The organism is Microvirgula curvata (genome assembly GCF_054781615.1).
Map to the genome: position 1 here is coordinate 18,445 of NZ_BAAGUB010000002.1, position 17,624 is coordinate 36,068.

Annotated in this window: 13 protein-coding genes; 9 read left to right on the plus strand and 4 right to left on the minus strand. The window is 61.2% G+C overall.

Annotated elements, in window-relative coordinates:
* Window positions 1–122 precede the first annotated feature (122 nt).
* From flhB to ACYVG8_RS00190, 5 genes are read left to right on the plus strand one after another with little or no spacing between them, the layout of a single operon-like run.
* The gene (gene flhB / locus ACYVG8_RS00170; protein ID WP_028500181.1) at window positions 123–1,310 is read left to right on the plus strand and encodes a flagellar biosynthesis protein FlhB; all 1,188 of its coding nucleotides are present in this window, start codon (window positions 123–125) and stop codon (window positions 1,308–1,310) included.
* Window positions 1,310–3,394 (plus strand): flagellar biosynthesis protein FlhA, encoded by a 2,085-nt coding sequence (gene flhA, locus ACYVG8_RS00175; protein WP_107890232.1) that lies wholly within the window; start codon window positions 1,310–1,312, stop codon window positions 3,392–3,394. Before flhB ends, flhA begins: the two co-directional genes overlap by 1 nt.
* Before the next feature lie 22 nt (window positions 3,395–3,416).
* A complete protein-coding gene (flhF, locus tag ACYVG8_RS00180) occupies window positions 3,417–4,874 on the plus strand; it encodes a flagellar biosynthesis protein FlhF (RefSeq protein WP_112692954.1) in 1,458 nt (485 codons plus the stop codon).
* Window positions 4,871–5,740, plus strand: coding sequence for a MinD/ParA family ATP-binding protein (locus ACYVG8_RS00185; protein WP_051529020.1), 870 nt, complete (start codon window positions 4,871–4,873; stop codon window positions 5,738–5,740). The genes flhF and ACYVG8_RS00185 overlap by 4 nt, the downstream gene beginning before the upstream one ends.
* A 10-nt stretch (window positions 5,741–5,750) precedes the next feature.
* Window positions 5,751–6,488: an RNA polymerase sigma factor FliA gene (locus ACYVG8_RS00190; RefSeq protein ID WP_028500184.1), complete on the plus strand. Its 738-nt coding sequence runs from the start codon at window positions 5,751–5,753 to the stop codon at window positions 6,486–6,488.
* A gap of 115 nt (window positions 6,489–6,603) precedes the next feature.
* Here the strand turns inward: ACYVG8_RS00190 and cobA are convergent, their stop codons facing one another.
* The gene (gene cobA, locus ACYVG8_RS00195; RefSeq protein ID WP_028500185.1) at window positions 6,604–7,359 is read right to left on the minus strand and encodes a uroporphyrinogen-III C-methyltransferase; all 756 of its coding nucleotides are present in this window, start codon (window positions 7,357–7,359) and stop codon (window positions 6,604–6,606) included.
* 434 nt (window positions 7,360–7,793) lie between these two features.
* On the opposite strand from cobA, the gene ACYVG8_RS00200 reads away from it, so the two are divergent.
* The 3 genes from ACYVG8_RS00200 to ACYVG8_RS00210 are packed head-to-tail and all read left to right on the plus strand — an operon-like array spanning window position 7,794 to window position 10,410.
* Window positions 7,794–8,744, plus strand: a complete 951-nt coding sequence (locus ACYVG8_RS00200; RefSeq protein WP_028500186.1) for a D-2-hydroxyacid dehydrogenase — start codon at window positions 7,794–7,796, stop codon at window positions 8,742–8,744.
* A gap of 11 nt (window positions 8,745–8,755) precedes the next feature.
* Window positions 8,756–9,655, plus strand: coding sequence for a LysR family transcriptional regulator (locus ACYVG8_RS00205; RefSeq protein ID WP_107890235.1), 900 nt, complete (start codon window positions 8,756–8,758; stop codon window positions 9,653–9,655).
* The gene (locus ACYVG8_RS00210) at window positions 9,652–10,410 is read left to right on the plus strand and encodes a hypothetical protein (protein ID WP_460744875.1); all 759 of its coding nucleotides are present in this window, start codon (window positions 9,652–9,654) and stop codon (window positions 10,408–10,410) included. The genes ACYVG8_RS00205 and ACYVG8_RS00210 overlap by 4 nt, the downstream gene beginning before the upstream one ends.
* On the opposite strand, the gene ACYVG8_RS00215 is transcribed toward ACYVG8_RS00210, so the two are convergent.
* Entirely contained in the window at window positions 10,398–11,180 is a 783-nt protein-coding gene (locus ACYVG8_RS00215) for a M90 family metallopeptidase (RefSeq protein WP_199489890.1), read from the minus strand. The two genes, ACYVG8_RS00210 and ACYVG8_RS00215, sit on opposite strands and share 13 nt — an antisense overlap.
* A 115-nt stretch (window positions 11,181–11,295) precedes the next feature.
* On the opposite strand from ACYVG8_RS00215, the gene nudC reads away from it, so the two are divergent.
* Window positions 11,296–12,075, plus strand: coding sequence for an NAD(+) diphosphatase (nudC, locus tag ACYVG8_RS00220; RefSeq protein WP_028500189.1), 780 nt, complete (start codon window positions 11,296–11,298; stop codon window positions 12,073–12,075).
* Between the two features lie 11 nt (window positions 12,076–12,086).
* Here the strand turns inward: nudC and ACYVG8_RS00225 are convergent, their stop codons facing one another.
* The gene (locus ACYVG8_RS00225; protein WP_460744876.1) at window positions 12,087–16,355 is read right to left on the minus strand and encodes an RHS repeat domain-containing protein; all 4,269 of its coding nucleotides are present in this window, start codon (window positions 16,353–16,355) and stop codon (window positions 12,087–12,089) included.
* Window positions 16,356–16,370: 15 nt separating this feature from the next.
* Window positions 16,371–17,624 (minus strand): RHS repeat-associated core domain-containing protein (locus ACYVG8_RS00230; RefSeq protein ID WP_460744877.1); only part of this gene is annotated, 1,254 nt, incomplete at its 5' end.

The window sequence follows — 17,624 nt, forward strand, 5'->3', positions numbered from 1 at the left end:
ATTTTCTGGATTTGACACATTAATGTTTGCTTAACCCCTCACCATCGCCAGGAAATATCCTGACCCTTGCGTGATACAATTCGCGCTCACATTCATTTACAAAACCTTGACCAACGATTGCCATGGCGGAAGACAGCGGTCTCGAACGCACAGAAGATGCGACACCCAAGCGACAGCAGCAGGCCCGCACCGAAGGGCAGGTTCCGCGGTCGAAGGAGCTGGGTACGTTCGCCATCACCATGACGGCCGTGGCCATGCTGATCGCCTATGGGAATTCGCTGTACCAGCAGATGCGGCTGGTGCTGAGCAAGGCGCTGACCTTCGATCAGCCGACGCTGGCCGAACCCGACATCATGACGCGCCGGCTGCATGACCTTGGGCTGGATGCACTGATCGCCATCATGCCGATTTTCGGGGCCCTGATGATTGTCGCCGTGGTCGCCCCGCTGCTGATGGGCGGCTGGAACCTGAGCTGGCAGGCACTCGAGCCCAAGTTCTCGAAGATGAACCCGTTCAGCGGCATCAAGCGCATGTTTTCGCCGAACAGTCTGGTCGAGGGCGGCAAGGCGATCCTGAAGAGCATGCTGATCGGCGGCGTCGCCACCTGGGTGATCTGGAACGAACGTGCCGAGATCATCGGTCTGGTCAAGCTGTCGATGGACCAGAGTCTGACCCGGACCATCGAGCTGACCCAGCACACGCTGCTGATCGTTGCCGGCGCGCTGGTGCTGCTGGTCGTCGTCGATGTGCCGTTCCAGATCTGGCAGTATCACAAGAATCTGCGCATGACCAAGGAAGAGGTCAAGCAGGAAATGAAGGAAAGCGAAGGCAGTCCCGAGGTCAAGGGCCGCATTCGCCAGTTGCAGCGCGAGGCTGCGCGCCGCCGGATGATGAGCGAGATTCCGAACGCCAGCGTCGTCGTCACCAACCCGACCCACTACGCAGTGGCCCTGCAGTACGCGGACGGCATGCGCGCACCGCGCATTCTGGCCAAGGGCACGCTGAAACTGGCAGAGAAGATCATCGAGCAGGCACGCGAGCACAACATCACCATCATGCGGGCGCCGCCGTTTGCCCGCGCGCTGTACCACAACGCCGAGATCGGCGACGAAATCCCGTCCGCGCTGTACACCGCCGCGGCGCAGGTGCTGGCCTATGTATTCCAGCTGAAGAACTACCAGTCGAATGGCGGCATCGCGCCGCTGTATCCGGAATCGCTGCCCGTACCGACCGAGCTCGACCCGGAAAGCAAGAAAAAAGCGAATGAAGCCCCCGCCGACACTTCGCCGCATGAGGAGCCTCGCGCGTAATGAATTTTTCCCTGCTGCTCCAGCGTTTCAACCTGAACGTCGCGGCGCTGGCCGGTCCGGTCCTGATCCTGCTCATCCTGGCGATGATGATCCTGCCGTTGCCGACAGTGATCCTCGACGTGTTTTTCACTTTCAACATCGCCGTGTCGATCATCGTGCTGATGGTCGGCCTGCAGATCAAGAAGCCGCTGGAGTTCTCCGCTTTCCCGGCCATCCTGCTGGTCACCACCCTGCTGCGGCTGTCGCTGAACGTCGCGTCGAGCCGCGTGATCCTGATGGAAGGTCACAACGGCGCTGACGCGGCCGGCAAGGTCATCGAGGCCTTCAGTCACTTCCTGGTCGGCGGCAACTACGCGATCGGCATCGTGGTGTTCGTCATCCTGACCATCATCAACTTCGTGGTCATCACCAAGGGGGCCGGGCGGATTGCGGAAGTGAGCGCCCGCTTCACCCTCGACGCGATGCCCGGCAAGCAGATGGCCATCGACGCCGACCTCAATGCCGGCCTGATCGGCGAGGACGACGCCCGCCGCCGCCGGCAGGAGATCACCGAGGAAGCGAACTTCTTCGGCTCGATGGACGGCGCGAGCAAGTTCGTGCGCGGCGATGCCATCGCCGGCATCCTGATCATGCTGATCAACATCATCGGCGGGCTGATCGTCGGTATCGTCCAGCACGACCTGCCGGTCGGCGTCGCGGCCGAGACCTACACGCTGCTGACCATCGGTGACGGCCTGGTCGCCCAGATCCCGGCCCTGATCATCTCGACCGCCGCCGGCATCGTCGTCACCCGCGTCGGCACCGAAAAGGACCTGTCCGAGCAGTTCCTCGGCCAGCTGTTCATGAAGCCGCAGGTGCTGTACATCACTGCGGCAGTGATCGGGCTGATGGGCCTGATCCCGAACATGCCGCACTTCGCCTTCCTGCTGATCGCCGCCATTCTGGCCGGGCTGGCATGGTGGCAGGACCACCGCACCAGGGAGCTGGCTGCAGCCCAGGCGCGGGCCGAATCCGAGTCGCCGCCGCCGCCGGAAACCCCGGTGGCCGAAGTCAGCTGGAACGACGTGCAGCCGGTCGACGCTGTCGGCCTCGAGGTCGGCTACCGCCTGATTCCGCTGGTCGACCGCACCCAGGACGGCGAGCTGCTGCGCCGCATTCGCGGCATCCGCAAGAAGATGGCACAGGAAGTCGGCTTCCTGCTGCCGGCTGTGCATATCCGCGACAACCTGGAAATCCGCCCGAACGCCTACCGCATCCTGCTCAAGGGGGTCGAGGTCGGTGGCGGTGAGGCCTTTGTCGGCCAGTACCTGGCGATCAACCCGGGCCGCGTGCTCGGCGAAATCAAGGGCGTCCCGACCACCGACCCGGCCTTCGGACTGCCGGCGCTGTGGATCGAGGCGCGCCAGCGCGAGGAAGCGCAGACGTTCGGCTATACCGTGGTGGACGCCAGCACGGTGGTCGCCACCCATATTTCGAATATTCTGCAGAACCATGCCGCCGAGCTGCTCGGCCGGGAGGAAACCCAGCAACTGGTCGATCATGTCGGCAAGGAATCGCCAAAGCTGGTCGAGGAGCTGGTGCCGAAGATCATCCCGATCGGCACGCTGCAGAAAGTGCTGCAGAATCTGCTCGGCGAAGGCATCAGCATCCGCGACATGAAGAGCATACTGGAGACGCTGGCCGAACACGTGCCGCAAACCCAGGACATCGACGATCTGACCGCGGCCGTGCGCATCACGCTGTCGCGCGCCATCGTCGCCCAGCTGTTCCCCGGCATGAACGAACTGTCGGTGCTGACGCTGGATCCGCAGCTGGAGAGCATCCTGATCGGCGCCATGCAGAGCAAGGCCGGCGGCGGCCTCGAACCCGGTCTGGCGGAAACCCTGCTGCAGTCGGCGGCCCAGGAGTCCGAGCGGATCGAGCAGCAGGGGCTGAACCCGGTGCTGATCACGCCACAGGCCCTGCGCCCGGTCCTGTCCAAATTCATGCGCCGCGCCCTGCCCCAGCTCGCCGTGCTGGCCCATAATGAAATTCCCGACAGCAAGACCATTCGCGTGGTCGGCGTGGTCGGGGCACGCAGCTAGTCTCACAGTGGGATAACGCCTTATGGTCGTCAAAAAGTTTTTCGGCAAAACCACTCGTGATGCACTGCGCCAGGTGCGTGACGAGCTGGGTACCGATGCCCTGATCCTCAGCAACCGCAGCGTGCCCGGCGGCGGCATCGAAATCATGGCGGTAGCCGACGCCGACGTGAACACGCTGGCGGCTTCGCTGGCCACCAACGTCAAGCACCCGCCGCGACATGGCGGCAGTGCGGCCGCCCTGCCGCCAAAATCGGCCAAGCCGTCCCCGGTCGCCAGTGCGCTGGCGCGCACCTATGCGCTGCCGGTCGAGCCGCTGGCCGAGCCGGTGGCGCGGATCATTCCGCCCAATGAGCCGGACACGTCGATCAAGCGTGTCGACTTCAGCCGCCTGATCGCCCGTGCCGAGGAGGCCGCCAATCGCGAGGAACCCGCCCGCGCCGAGCCGGCACCCCGCCCGGAAACGGCCCCGGCGGCAGAGGCAGCGCCGCGCGACAAGGCACCGGCCGAAGCGGCGCCGACCACGGTTCGCGCCGAGGCCAAGCTCGACGAGCTGGGCGACGAAATGCGCGAACTCAAGGCACTGCTGACCGCCCAGCTCGCCAGCCTGGCCTGGGCCAACCTCGAGGAATACCACCCGCGCCAGGCCGAGCTGTTCCGCCAGCTGCTTGCCGTCGGCATGAGCCCGGCACTGTGCCGCCAGCTGGTGGCCAAGCTGCCGGCGCACTTCGACGAAGCCGCCGCGCTGAAATGGGCAAAGTCGGCGCTGGCGCACAATCTGCGCGTGCTGCCGGAGGAAGAGGACATCATCGACAAGGGCGGTGTCTACGCGCTGGTCGGCCCGACCGGCGTCGGCAAGACCACCACCGTGGCCAAGCTTGCCGCCCGCGCCACCATCAAGCACGGTCCGGAATCGATCGCACTGATCTCGACCGACAGCTACCGGATCGGGGCCCAGGACCAGCTGAAACTGTATGGCCGCATCCTTGGCGTGTCGGTTTACGCCGTCGACAACGAGGCCGACCTGCACCTGACGCTGGCCGACCTCGCCCACAAGAAGCTGGTGCTGATCGACTCGGTCGGCATGGGCCAGCGCGACAACCGCGTCAGCGAACAGACGCGCATGTACGCGGCCGGCAAGCGGCCGGTGCGGCGCATCCTGCTGCTGTCGGCCAATGCCGCCGGTCATACGCTGCAGGATGTCATCACCCGCTATCAGGGCGAGGGCCTGGCCGGCTGCATCCTGTCCAAGGTCGACGAGGCGCCGACGCTCGGGGTCGGGCTGGACGTGGCAATCCGCCACCGGCTGCCGGTGCTGTACGTGACCAATGGTCAGCGGGTGCCGGAAGACCTGTACCTGTCCGATGCCAATTATCTGGTGGAACGCACGTTCCAGCCGTTGAAACAGCCGCGCGGACCGTTCTCGTACGAACCCGACGAGTACCGCATCCTGCAGGCGGCCCAGTGGGGCCAGACCGCATGACCCGCTTCGACGATCAGGCGGCCAGCCTGAGGCGACTGTCGCTCGGCAACGCGCTATCGGCCAGCTTCGCCTTTCTCGGCGGGCGGGCGTCCGGTGTCACCACCCTGGTCGCCGAACTCGGCATCGCACTCGGCGTGACCCATGGCCGGCGGGTGCTGCTGCTCGACGGCCATGCCGGCCAGCCGCTGTTGCGCCGCTTCAACCTGTCGACGAGCGAGACGCTGGATACGGTCCTGTCGCAGCAACTGGCGCTGGATGCGGCCGTCAGCCCGCTCGGCGGCACCATCAACCTGCTCAATGGCTATGCGCGCCCGTCGGTGCTGGCCGCGCTGAGTGACGTCTCGGCCCACCGCGTGCAGAGCGAATATCTGGCCCTGACCCGCGACACCGAATTCGTGCTGATCGACGCCCCCACGCAGACGCCGCTGCTGGCGGCGGTGGCCGGCGATATCGTACTGGTGTTGTCGCCCGATCAGGACGGACTGACCGAGACGTACACTGCCGTCAAATACCTGGTCAGCGAGTTCGGCCGCCGCAAGTTCAACGTCCTGGTCAACCGTGTGCACAGTCTGGACGAGGCACAGCACTGGTTCTCCCGGCTGTCCACGGTAGCCAGCGAATACCTGCCGGTTTCGCTGCGCTGGGTCGGCTACGTGCCGGAAGACCACTGGGCCAAGCGGGCCACGGTGCTGAAGACGACGGCAGTCCAGTCGTTCGACACCAGCGAGATCGCCACCGCCGCCAACCAGCTCGCCCATGCCCTGCCACTGTGGGCCACCGGCTCCGGTGTCGCGCATGAACTGTTTTCCCGACTGTGTGATGCCGCACGGTTGCTCGAACCCGACCCGTCAGAAATCATCGTCTAGCTGTCAACTTATGAAACTTCGTCGTGCCTATCTTCCCGCAGACGCGTCGACAACCGTCGATGTGGCTACTCACGCGCCACTGGTCAGAAAGCTGGCCAGCATGATGGTCAGCCGGCTGCCGGCCAGCGTCGAGCTCGACGACCTGATCCAGGTCGGCATGATCGGCCTGCTCGAAGCGGCCCAGCAGTTCGATACCAGCCAGGGTGTGCTGTTCGAAACCTTCGCCAGCCAGCGCATACGCGGAGCCATGCTCGATGAACTGCGCCGCATCGACTGGCTGCCGCGCCAGGCGCGCCGCAACGCCAAGCAGATCGAGCAGGCGCTGACGGCACTGGAACAGGAGTTCGGCCGGGCCCCGCACGAGAGCGAGGTGGCGGAACGGCTGGAAATGAGCATCGACGAGTACCAGTCCATGCTGTACGACTGCAAGGGCCACCAGCTGGTCTACTACGAGGATTTCCGCCACGAAAGTGACGAAGGCAGCAGCACCCAGTTCATCGAGCATGTCGCCGGCCCCGAAGCGGAGACCCCGTTCGCGATGCTCGGTGACCAGCGTTTTCGCGAACACCTGGTCGCCGCCATCAAGGAGCTTCCGGAACGCGACCAGCTGGTGATGAATCTGTACTACGAGGAAGAACTGAACCTGAAGGAAATCGGCGCGGTGCTCGGCGTGACCGAGTCGCGCGTCTGCCAGCTGCACAGCCAGGCGGTATCGCGCCTGCGCGGCAAGCTGCGCAGCTGGATTTGACTGCCGCTTTTTGTGGGCACCTGCGTGGTGAGTGGCGTCGGTGCAGGCCCGACTGATTCAGTTCTTCGTGCCGCATTTTTGCGAGCACCTGCACCTTTGCAGACCGTCTCGGCTTTCAGGCCGCGCGCGACAGACCGTCCGGCCATTCCGCCAGTGACGACAGCGCGACGACATCACCGACCAGCACGATGGCCGGGCTGCCCAGGCCGGCCGCCAGCGCCTGTGCCGGCAGTTGCGCCAGCGTGGTCAGCAGTTGCTGCTGGTTCGGCGTGCTCGCCGACTGCACCACGGCCACCGGTGTCGTCGCCGGCAACCCGCCGGCCATCAGTCCGTCGCGGATACGGTCCAGCCGCTTCATGCCCATGTAGATTGCCAGTGTCAGCCCGGAACGGGCCAGTGCGGCCCAGTCCGGTTCGCCGCCATCCTGGGCATGGGCTGTCACGAAGGCCACGCCACGACAGCAGTCGCGATGGGTCAGCGGCACGCCGATCGCCGTTGCCGCCAGCATGCCGGCAGTCAGCCCGTTGACCACCTCGACCTCGATGCCGGCCGCGCGCAGCCACGCCGCCTCCTCGCCGCCCCGGCCGAACAGCATGGCGTCGCCGCCCTTGACCCGGGCAACGCGGCGCCCCTGGCGGGCATGGCGCAGCATCAGCCGGTTGATGAACGATTGCGGGGTGGAGCGGCAGCCGCCCCGCTTGCCGACCCGCACCAGCCGTGCGTCCGCCCTGGCCAGCGCCAGCACGTCGTCGCCGACCAGGTCATCGACCAGCCACACATCGGCCTCTCCAAGCACCCGGGCGGCTTTCAGCGTCATCAGTTCGGCATCGCCGGGACCGACCCCGACCAGCCAGACTTTGCCAGCGTTCATATGAATTCCTCATGCAGATGGACGCCACGATGTCAAAAACTGCGCCAAGTGGGAAAGGCTTTGTGGCGATATGCAAAGACGGGACAGGCAGGCAAAAAAAGGGCGTCGCATCCGCTTTCCGTGACTGGCACGGCAGGCGAATGGACGCCGCTGTCAAAGTGGCCGCAGGCACCGGAGTACCCTGGCCGGATTCAACACAACCCTGAGAGCCCCGCCGCCGGGGCTCGTCAATAACAAAGCATCAAGCGTGCCAGCCAGTCCGAATGCATGAAACAACTGAAAAACAGCGCTTGCAGTCCAATATAGCCGCGATTCCCCGCACTGTCGTGTTGCATTGCACCAAAAGCAGGCACGTTTGTCGGCACACGGCACGAACGCAAGCCGGTGCCGGCAGGCTACAATCGTTGCCCCGACCCTTCGTCCAGCCAGCTGCCATGACTATCCGCATCGTTTTTCTCGACCGCGCCAGCCTGCCCGCCGCCCTGCCGGCACCGGTCGCCTCGCACGAATGGATCGACCATCCGCATACCGAACCGGTCGATACCCTTGCCCGGCTGGCCGGAGCCCGCGTCGCCGTGGTCAACAAGCATGTGCTGGACGCCGCCACGCTGGCACAGCTTCCCGACCTGAAGCTGGTCGCCGTCTGCGCGACCGGGGTCAATAATGTCGACATTGACGCCTGCCGCCGGCTCGGCATCACCGTGTGCAATGTGCGCAATTACGGCGCCGACAGCGTGGCCGAGCATGCCTTCCTGCTGCTGCTGGCGCTGAAGCGCAATCTGCTCGCCTACCGCACCGACATGCTGGCCGGGCGCTGGCAGCAGTCATCGCAGTTCTGCCTGCTGTCGGCGCCGATCACCGATCTGGCCGGCCAGCGCCTGCTGGTGGCAGGCAGCGGCGATATCGGCAGCAATCTGGCGCAGAAGGCCCGCGCCTTCGGCATGGAAGTGTTCCAGCTTGAACATCGTGGTGCCGTTTCGGTCCGCCCCGGCTATCTGTCGTTCGACGAAGGGCTGGCCAGCGCCGACGCGCTGTCGCTGCACCTGCCGCTGAATGACGGTACCCGCGGCATGATCGGTGCGGCCGAGCTGGCGCGGATGAAACCGGGCTGCGTGCTGATCAACACCGCCCGCGGCGGGCTGGTCGACGAAGCGGCGCTGGTAGCCGCGCTGCGCGATGGCCCGCTGGCCGGCGCCGGCTTTGATGTGCTGAGCGAGGAGCCACCAGTGAACGGCAACCCGCTGCTCGATGTCGAACTGCCGAACCTGATCGTGACGCCGCACGTGGCCTGGGCCAGCGGCCGCGCGATGACGACGATGGCGCGCATGCTGGTCGACAATATCGACGCCTGGCTGGCCGGCGTGCCGCGCAATGTGGTGGCCTGAAAGGAGATGGCATGCGCCTGACGCTCGACGCACTGCAGGTGCTGGACGCGATTGACCGCAAGGGGAGCTTCGCCGCCGCCGCCGAGGAACTGAACCGGGTGCCGTCGGCGGTCACCTATGCCGTGCAGAAGCTGGAGCAGGACCTCGACGTGCTGCTGTTCGACCGCGGCGGCCATCGCGCGCGGCTGACGCCGGTCGGCCAGACCCTGCTGCGCGACGGTCGCTATCTGCTCGATGCGGCGTTTTCGCTCGAGCAGCGCGTCAAGCAGCTAGCGCGCGGCTGGGAAACCGAACTGGTCATCGCCTGCGGCGACTGGGTGCCGGTGACCCGGCTGTACCCGCTGGTCAGGGAGTTCGACGCCATCAATGCCGGCACGCGGATCAAGTTCCTGCACGAAGTCTTCGGCGGCGCCTGGGACGCGCTGATCAGCAAGCGGGCCCATCTCGCCATTGGCGCTTCCGAAGCAGCCCCGACCGGCGTCTTCAGCCGGCAGATGGGCCATGCCGACTTCCTGTTCGCCGTTGCCCCCGACCATCCGCTGGCGCAGGAGGCGCAGCCGCTGCCGCCGCACGTGATCCGTCGCTTCCGCGCCGTGGTCGCCGCCGACAGCTCGCGCACTCTGGCACCACGCACCTCGGCCCTGCTGTCCGGGCAGGACACGCTGACCGTGCCGAGACTGGAAGACAAGCTGGCCGCGCAGATTGCCGGTCTAGGCGTCGGCTTCCTGCCGGCACAACTGGCGCATGATGCGCTGGAGCGGGGCGACCTGGTGGAGCTGCTGCTGGAAGAACCGCTGCACAGCACGCCGATTTCCTATGCCTGGGCCGAAAAACGCCCGGCCCGTGCGCTGTCGTGGTGGCTGAAGCGACTGGCTGAACCCGATATGCCGGATCGGCTGCTGCTGCCATGAACACTCCCGGCGCGACCCTCATCGCCATCCCGGGCCAGTCAGAACGACTGGACTGGGTGCGCGAGCGACTGGACCACCAGGGTCTGGCCGCGATGCGGGTCACGGCGCCGCCGGTCGGCGACGCCACGCTGCTGATTGGCGACGCCACCGGCTGGAACTGGCTGTGTGCGGCCCCTCCCGCCCCCGGACCGCGCTGCTTTGTCGATGTCTCCGGTGACTGGTTCGGGCAGATCGCGGCCCGGGCCGCGCAGGCAGCCACCTTCCGCTGCACCTATCTGGAACTGGCCGGCCCCTGGCACCCCTGCGGTGCCACGCTCGGCTTCGGACTGGCCGTCGGCAGCGACGACCCGGCCGCCATTGATACCTGCCGTCCGCTGCTGGACGCACTGGCACCGACGGCCGGGCTGTTCGCCGTGGTCGGTCGCGCCGGCGCGGCCAGCTTCAGCTACGGCATCGCCGAAGCAGTACGCCATCTTTGGCTGAGCCAGCTCGCTCCGTGGTCAACCCTGTCACCGGAAACCCTGGACATCACCCACTGGGTGGATCGCCTGCGCCAGCACGACACCCAGCTCGAACCGCTGCTGACCGCCGCACAATGCTGGCGCAGACTGTCGCCACCGGACGAGGGCCCGCCCCCTTTTGCCGATGCGCTGGCCGACTGGCTGATTGCCTGCCTGCCGCTGGCCAGCGAGATGGATCGCCGCCTGGCCGTCTGGCTGCAACAGGCGGCGGACAGCAGCACTCAGCCGGCGTGAACCGGCGGCAGCAGCGCATCGAGCGGCAAGTCCGGCAGCCGCAGCGCCGGGTCCTGACGGTAGAAACGAACCATTTGCTCGTACACCGCCGGATAATCGCGACGCACCCAGTGCGGCGCCTCAAAGAAATATTCTGACAGGACGGCAAAGAATTCGGCCGGTGCCTCGCTGGCGTACGGGTCCAGCCAGCCATCCCGCCCGTGATCGACATCGTGGCAGAAGCGCTCATAGGCACGGCCGAAAGCATCCGACCAGTCGCGGGCATGCATGCCGGCATGCAGCGGCGGACAGCCGTTGGCAGTGCCGTCCAGCATGTCGAGTTTGTGCGCACACTCATGGATGACCACATTCCAGCCATCGAGCAGCGGCGAGTGCGCGCTGTCCGGCCACGACAGCAGCAGCGGGCCATCGCCGCGCGCCTGGCCGATCAGCTCCTGCTCGCCCTCATGCACCAGACCGAATTCGTCCCCCCAGGCTTCGCGGGTCAGGAAGGCATCCGGATAGACCACGATGGTCTGCCAGTCGCCATAACTGTCCAGATCCAGTGCCAGGATCGGCAACGCCGCCTGCATGGCAATGCACAGCGCCATGTCGTAGCTGACCGCGTAATCACCGGCACCGGCAAAATCCTTGTCAGCCAGCAGCCATGCGGTCCGCTGATACAGCGCCTGCAGCGCCGTCGCGTCCAGCCCGGCCAGCAGCGGCATCGCCGCCACCTCGCGCGCCCACCGTGCCCGGTCTATCGGCTCTCCAGCCAGTGCTTTTTTCATTCGACGCCGGCGCCAGAATCCGAATAACATCGCAATCCTCCGTATCAGACTGCGGCATTCTCGGTTGCGCCCTGCCCCCACGGCAAGGCTTCAGCGCGGATGTCCCCGGAATACCATGCCGTTCACGCTGTCCGCCCCATCCGTCACCACCCCGGCCATCGCCATCATCTGGCTTGGCGACAACCTGCTGCTGACAGACCAGCAGCTTCCCGCGCTCTCGAGCGCCCTGCCACTGACCGGCATCCGTCCCATTGGCGACTTCGATGGCCAGCCGGTCGTGACCGGTTCGCTGGTCGGCGAACCGCCACCGGGCGCCTTGTGGGTACCGTTGCGCCAGGCGTTCTCGCTGCTGGCGGATGAGTGGGCGCCGGCACTGGTCCGGGCACGACAGCTGCACCGTTTCGATCGCGAACACCGTTTCTGTTCGGTCTGCGCCCATCCGCTCGACAATCACCCTCATGACAGCGGCAAAGGGTGTCCGAGCTGTGGTGCCGCCTATTACCCGAAGCTGGCGCCGGCGATGATGGTGGTCGTGACCCGCGGCCGCGAATTGCTGCTGGCCCGCGCGCCGCACTTTCCGGCAGACATGTATTCGGCGCTGGCCGGTTTTGTCGAAGCCGGCGAAACGCTGGAAGCCTGCGTCCACCGCGAGGTGATGGAAGAAGTCGGCTTGCGCATCGGCAACCTGCGCTATGCCGGCTCGCAATCCTGGCCCTTCCCGCATTCGCTGATGCTGGCTTTTATAGCCGATTACCACAGCGGCGACATCGTGCCGCAAGAAGGGGAAATTGCCGATGCGCAGTGGTTCGCAGTGGATCGTCTGCCTGCCATCCCCGCCCGGCACAGCATTGCCCACTGGCTGATCGGTCAGGCAGTTGCCGGCATCCCGCGCTGAGCAGCGGGAAATCACAATCCCTTCATCTGGAATGGAATATTCACGGCCAGGTCGAAGCTCATCCCGTAGGCATTCTGACCGCTGATATTGAACAAATACCGGACATTGAAAGTGTACTTGCTCTTGTAGGGGCGGTCATAGCGGTAGCTCAATGACGGGCGGCCGCGTGCAATCTGGTTGCCATTGGGAAGCCCCAGACAGGGGCTGACCCGGATCTCCCCCTCGGTATCGATATGCGTGATGAACACCACCTCCTCTCCGAGGCGATGGTAAAGCGTGTAGCCCGGTTTCTCCGGGGAGGTGCTCGCAGTATTCAATGAGAAAAAGATATTGCTGCCATCATAGTAGTTCAGCAACTCCAATGTACTGGCCTTATCTGTCTGCAGCGATCGTGCCACATTCCCATGCGCATCATAAAAATAATTCCGCAGATGCGTTTCATCGCCCGGTGTAATGGTCTGCAAGACCTGGACAATATTATCCTCCCCGGCATAGGAATAATTATCAACCATGGAGAGTTCGCCAATGGTGTAGCGCTTGGTAATAAGCTGGCCTTCTGCACTATAGGTAAAATCGACCACCTTTGGCACCGCCAGTCTGGCCCATGCATTTTTGTTGTCTATACGCAGCAATCTGAAATTGTTCGTGTATGAATAGGTGGATTCATTGCTGACGCCTTCTATTTCCGTCAGCAATTTTTTCATATTTCCCATCTTGTCCATGAAAAATTTTTGACTGGCTATTTTATTGCCATATTCATCAAAAAAGACCATATCCCCATGCCGGCTCCAGCTTTGCAACTGCCCGAGTCTTGTATAACGATATCTTTCAGACCAGTTGAATGTGCTCGTGGCAGAGAATTTGTTTTTCAATCGTGTCAGCAAGTGGTGGGCATCATATTCAAATTGGCACTCCAGGATCTGATCCTGTTTTTTTGTTTTCCTGGGAGTGGCCCCCATCTCAAACTGATGAAAAAACGAAACTTCGCTGACCGTATTATATCGGGAATGATAATATCTTTTATGAATTAATGGCTTGAGATTTCCGGCAGAGGGCTGATTGCTGTACAGATAACTCTCATGCTCGATCATTCCGATATCTCCATACTGATTTCTGGAAATAACGGAAGAAGAAAGCACGGTATCATTGTACAGAAATCTGGCAGACGTCAGCTGCCCACGGGAGTTGAAACCATTAAAACGCGAGAAGGTGACAGAGGGCGCGGGTTTGATGACAGAGCCCTCCCGAAGTCCGCGCAGGGTGAGTGTGTGCGCATGACTGTATTTGTTTCTGTCTGGCAGGACACACTCTCCGCTTTCCTCGGTCAGAATCCCGAACAGATTGTAAGCATATTGTTGCCTGAACTCAAAAAAAGGCTGTCCGGTCTCTCTGTCCTGCGATATGTTTTTTGCGCTCAACAGACGCCCCGTGGCCGGATCATACGTGAATTCACGCAGCGCCATCCAGGGCGCGCCTCTTTTATCAAGCCGGACTTTCCGGCTGACAAGTTTGTCGAACAACGCATCGTATTGATACTCGATATAACGCCCGTCTTTCACGCACTGACTGCCGGGGCGAGTATAGACCGCAGAATTGGCATAGTCATACAGCGTGGTGACACCTGCCGTCGTTGTCGAGATTTCACGGTCCAGGCCATCATGGCTTTTTTCACCCACGACAACGCCATCAATGGAAATCCTGGCCACAAGGTTTCCCATGCTGTGGGCCGCGTATTCAGTCGCCTGCTTGCCACTCTCCAGGCCTGCCTGCATGATCTTCCGATCGAAATCATCATAGGCATAGCGCACCAGCTCCCTGTCCGTTTCACTGGATGAGATCATGCGAAGAAAATTGTCATACGCAAACTTCTCCGTGATGTCTGCATGGACTGCATCAACAGGGCTGAAGGTTTTACGTTGCACCAGCAAACCATATTTATCATGGGAAAAAGTTTTCCTTACCGAGCCTGGCTCATGATCAATGGCAAGCGTACTTCTGAAAACATCGGTCACGTCCATATCGTACCGATACCGGTCCACACTGTTATCGGCATGAATTTCCTTGACTATCTCGTCATAAATATTCCATTTGGAATTCTCTTCCTTGGCATATTTTTTCAGTATCGCCCCGGAATGCTCTTCCAGCAGATAATCGTACAGTGTCTTTTTTATCTGTTGACCCAGATTATTGTATTTTGATGCAGCCATCTCACGCCGAATCAGTATTTTTTTCTCACCCCCCACCATGAAAGCAATTTCTTCCTTTACAATATTACCCAATCCGTCGTATGTATATATTTCGCTGAATTTATTAGTCGAACTCGTGATGGTTTTTTCATTGATAGCCGGAGAATAAGTCGTCGTTTCAGAAATTTCCCCGCCCTGACTCGCCTCACGGACCGAGCTTGTTTCCCGGCCAAGGCTGTCGTATTCGTAATCAGTGGTGATATCATTCTCATCTTCCACGCAGACAACATCACCGGTCGCCCCGTCCAGAAAAAGAGAGCTGCTTATTTTTTTCCCATCAAACCCGGTAACCGTCCGGATTCGCTTCCAGGTTTTTTTGCTTTTATACGTCATCATCGAGTCCTGAAGCGCTGTTTTTGTATTCAGATAACGGATGATTTCCGCTCCTGTGCCATCCTTTTCCTGCACCGCCTTGCCTGAAATCACAGCGCGCAATTGCCCGACAAAGGCCGGGTCCGTTTCCTCATAACTGTAGTCTTTCTTGCAGAGCACCACTGCAGGCGGCACGGGGTTCACCGCCTGCAGTACAGAAAAAGCTTCCTGAGTGACCAGCACAAGGTCAGTTCCCGTTATCAATTTATAGGCATAGTTCCATATTTTTGTCTTTGCCCCATAACCGGACTGGCTGGACATGATGGTTCTGGATTTTACATAATTGACAAAACCATTGGGGTCCGGCGGGCAGGATCCGTCTTCGCCCGTTCCACCCTCATAATAAAGGCAATTTTCAACCAGCCCGTCCGGACCGGCTTGCCGCGTCACATTGGCATAATCATCGTATTCAAACGAATAGATCCGGTCAATATTCTGCGCAGCGGCATTGCCAGGCTTGACCGTTACCCGCTCTGTTTTTTTCACTGGCAGCATGAAATACGCACATTGCGCATCAATACCATTATCCAGTGCCAACGCATAATCGTAGTACTCCGACCTGGAGCGCTGTGCGGATTTTGGTTCCCAATCCAGGGCCGTCAGCAGGTAAAATTTGTTATGTGTCCAGATGGTTTTCCGGGCAATTTCGGCCACCTTGTCATTTTTCTCTACCGTTTCCGAACTGGAAAACGCTGTGGAAGCAGGCAATCCTTCCAGGTTATCAACACTGTCGTTCCACTCGCTTGCAACGCCTGATCCCAGATAATTTCCTTCAGTGAAGCCATAAGTGCATTCCTGGTATGTTTCATTTTTCGGCTTGCCACTCAGATACGTACGGGTCGAGACAACGGCCAGCGCATCCCCACTGAATCCACTTGGCGCAGACAGCATGCCATAGTTTATATAAGCAATGGTTTTGTACTCGACACAGGCATTGAAAAATGTAATTGCCAGATAATTGTCATTATGGATTTCATACCCCATTTTGTAAATTATAATTTCGGACGCCCCCTCGGCCACCGCAACGCTATCCAGCTGCCGGACATCACTGCTCCATCGCGTCATCGCATATGAAAAAACGCCTCGTGGCGTATTGACCTGAATCTTCTCCTTTCCTGTTCCGGCAACGGGCTCCAGCACTTCAGCGGACAAGACGACGATGCCCTCATCGTCAATCATCGTAAACGCACCGTTGGCGGCCCAGGTAATATCAAGCGTCTTCCCATTCGCGCCTGTGATCGTGACCACTTGGCCGTTATCTATGGCTTCCATCAAGCCATTCTTGTAGACAACAGTGTACAGGCCATTTTCTTTCATCACCTTGAACGTATTCGTTTTTTTATATTTCAGGGTTACCGTCGTATCGTCCTCTTTGTCAATTCGGTAACGGCTGCCATCCGACAACACCAGGGTTTTTACAACATTACCTTCTGTATCGTTTTCTTCGTCCACTCTGGACAGGCTTAATTCCCACCCCGTTCCAAAACCGTAGTCCTTGTTATTGAACTGATTGAAACGAAGATAGAGTTCAAAATTTGGTCCCTGTAAATCATTGGCAAACACATGCGCCAGCTTCAAATTTTGAATGTAAATAAGCGTACAAGGATTTACGCCATTGATTGACCAGTCAATCAGGCTGAATACGTTGGAATAAAAAAGCATGATCACTCCGCAGAGTCAAAATGAGAGTGCAAATTTGTCCTTCAAACTGGCCATCCAGTCATTTTGCACCGACTGTGCTGAATAAGCAGAATAAGGAAACGACCCCAATGATGTCCGTCCTCCCTGCGCGTAACGATTGGCATAACTCTGCATGAAATATTTCTGGTGCGTAGAAAGGGTTGGGCTGCCCACTGCACCGGCAGCCTTTCTTGCCGGGATGGCTTTCAGTTTTTTCCCGATATGGCGCATCCCGTTTTTAAATCCCATGAAACTGACCGGTGCCATCAAAATGACAGCATTGACATCCAGCGCCAGCGTAATCAATTTAAAAACGTATGCGGCCTCAGGGTGGCTCTCTTCCAGCACAGTCGCCGTAATCTGTGCAAGCCGCGCCCCGATGAAAATCCCTCCGCCCATCAAGGTCAAACCAAGAATGAATCCCCCCAGCGGAGCAGCCACAATCATCGTGACCACTGTCAGCGCAATGGCCAGAACCTGCAGGGAAATATCCCACCACTGGTCCCAGCTCACGTGGCCGGACGGGTCAGCCCGATTCACGGGGTCCCCCAGACAATAGGCATAGGGGCTGATGCCGCCAGCGCCAAAGGGGCTCAGGCTGTCCATGGTCAGAAATCGCTGCTGGGCCGGATCGTAACTGCGTACGCCATTGCCCAGCATGTACTGCTGACTGCGTGGGCCGATCCAGTCGATACGTTCACTGCGCATGCCGATCTCCGGACGAGTATCCCCGTTCCCCGCCGGCGCCTGCAGGCCGTCGCTGTCCGGTTCGGGCTCAGGATCCGGCTCCGGTTCGCTCTCCCCCTGATAACTGTCGTTCTCGTCCTGCCCGACCACATACCACGGGCACGGCCGCAGCAGCCGGTAGTTGCCGTCGCCACGCTGGGTCAGCACCGGCTTCAATGTCGCATCCCGGTACTGCTGCGCAAACGGCAGCGGCGGCGCCTCGCGTGCCGGCCGGCTGCGGTCCACGCAGTAGCCCGGATACTGCAGCAGCGCCAGCCCGCCCGCGCTGCACTCGTCTCCCGCCGCCACCTGCCAGCGCACCGTCAGCGGTCCGCTGACCGCTTCCCCGCTTTCGTCGTAGACAAAGTCGCCGTTTTCGCTCAGCCGGTAGCCGTCTCCCGGTTCGACCAGTTGCACCGTCCGCCACGCCCGGTCGTGCCCGTCCCGGTAATCCATCCGCTGCCGGATCTGCCGCGCCGGATCCGTGCTCACCCGGTCGGCGCTCAGTACCAGCCGGTGCGCCGG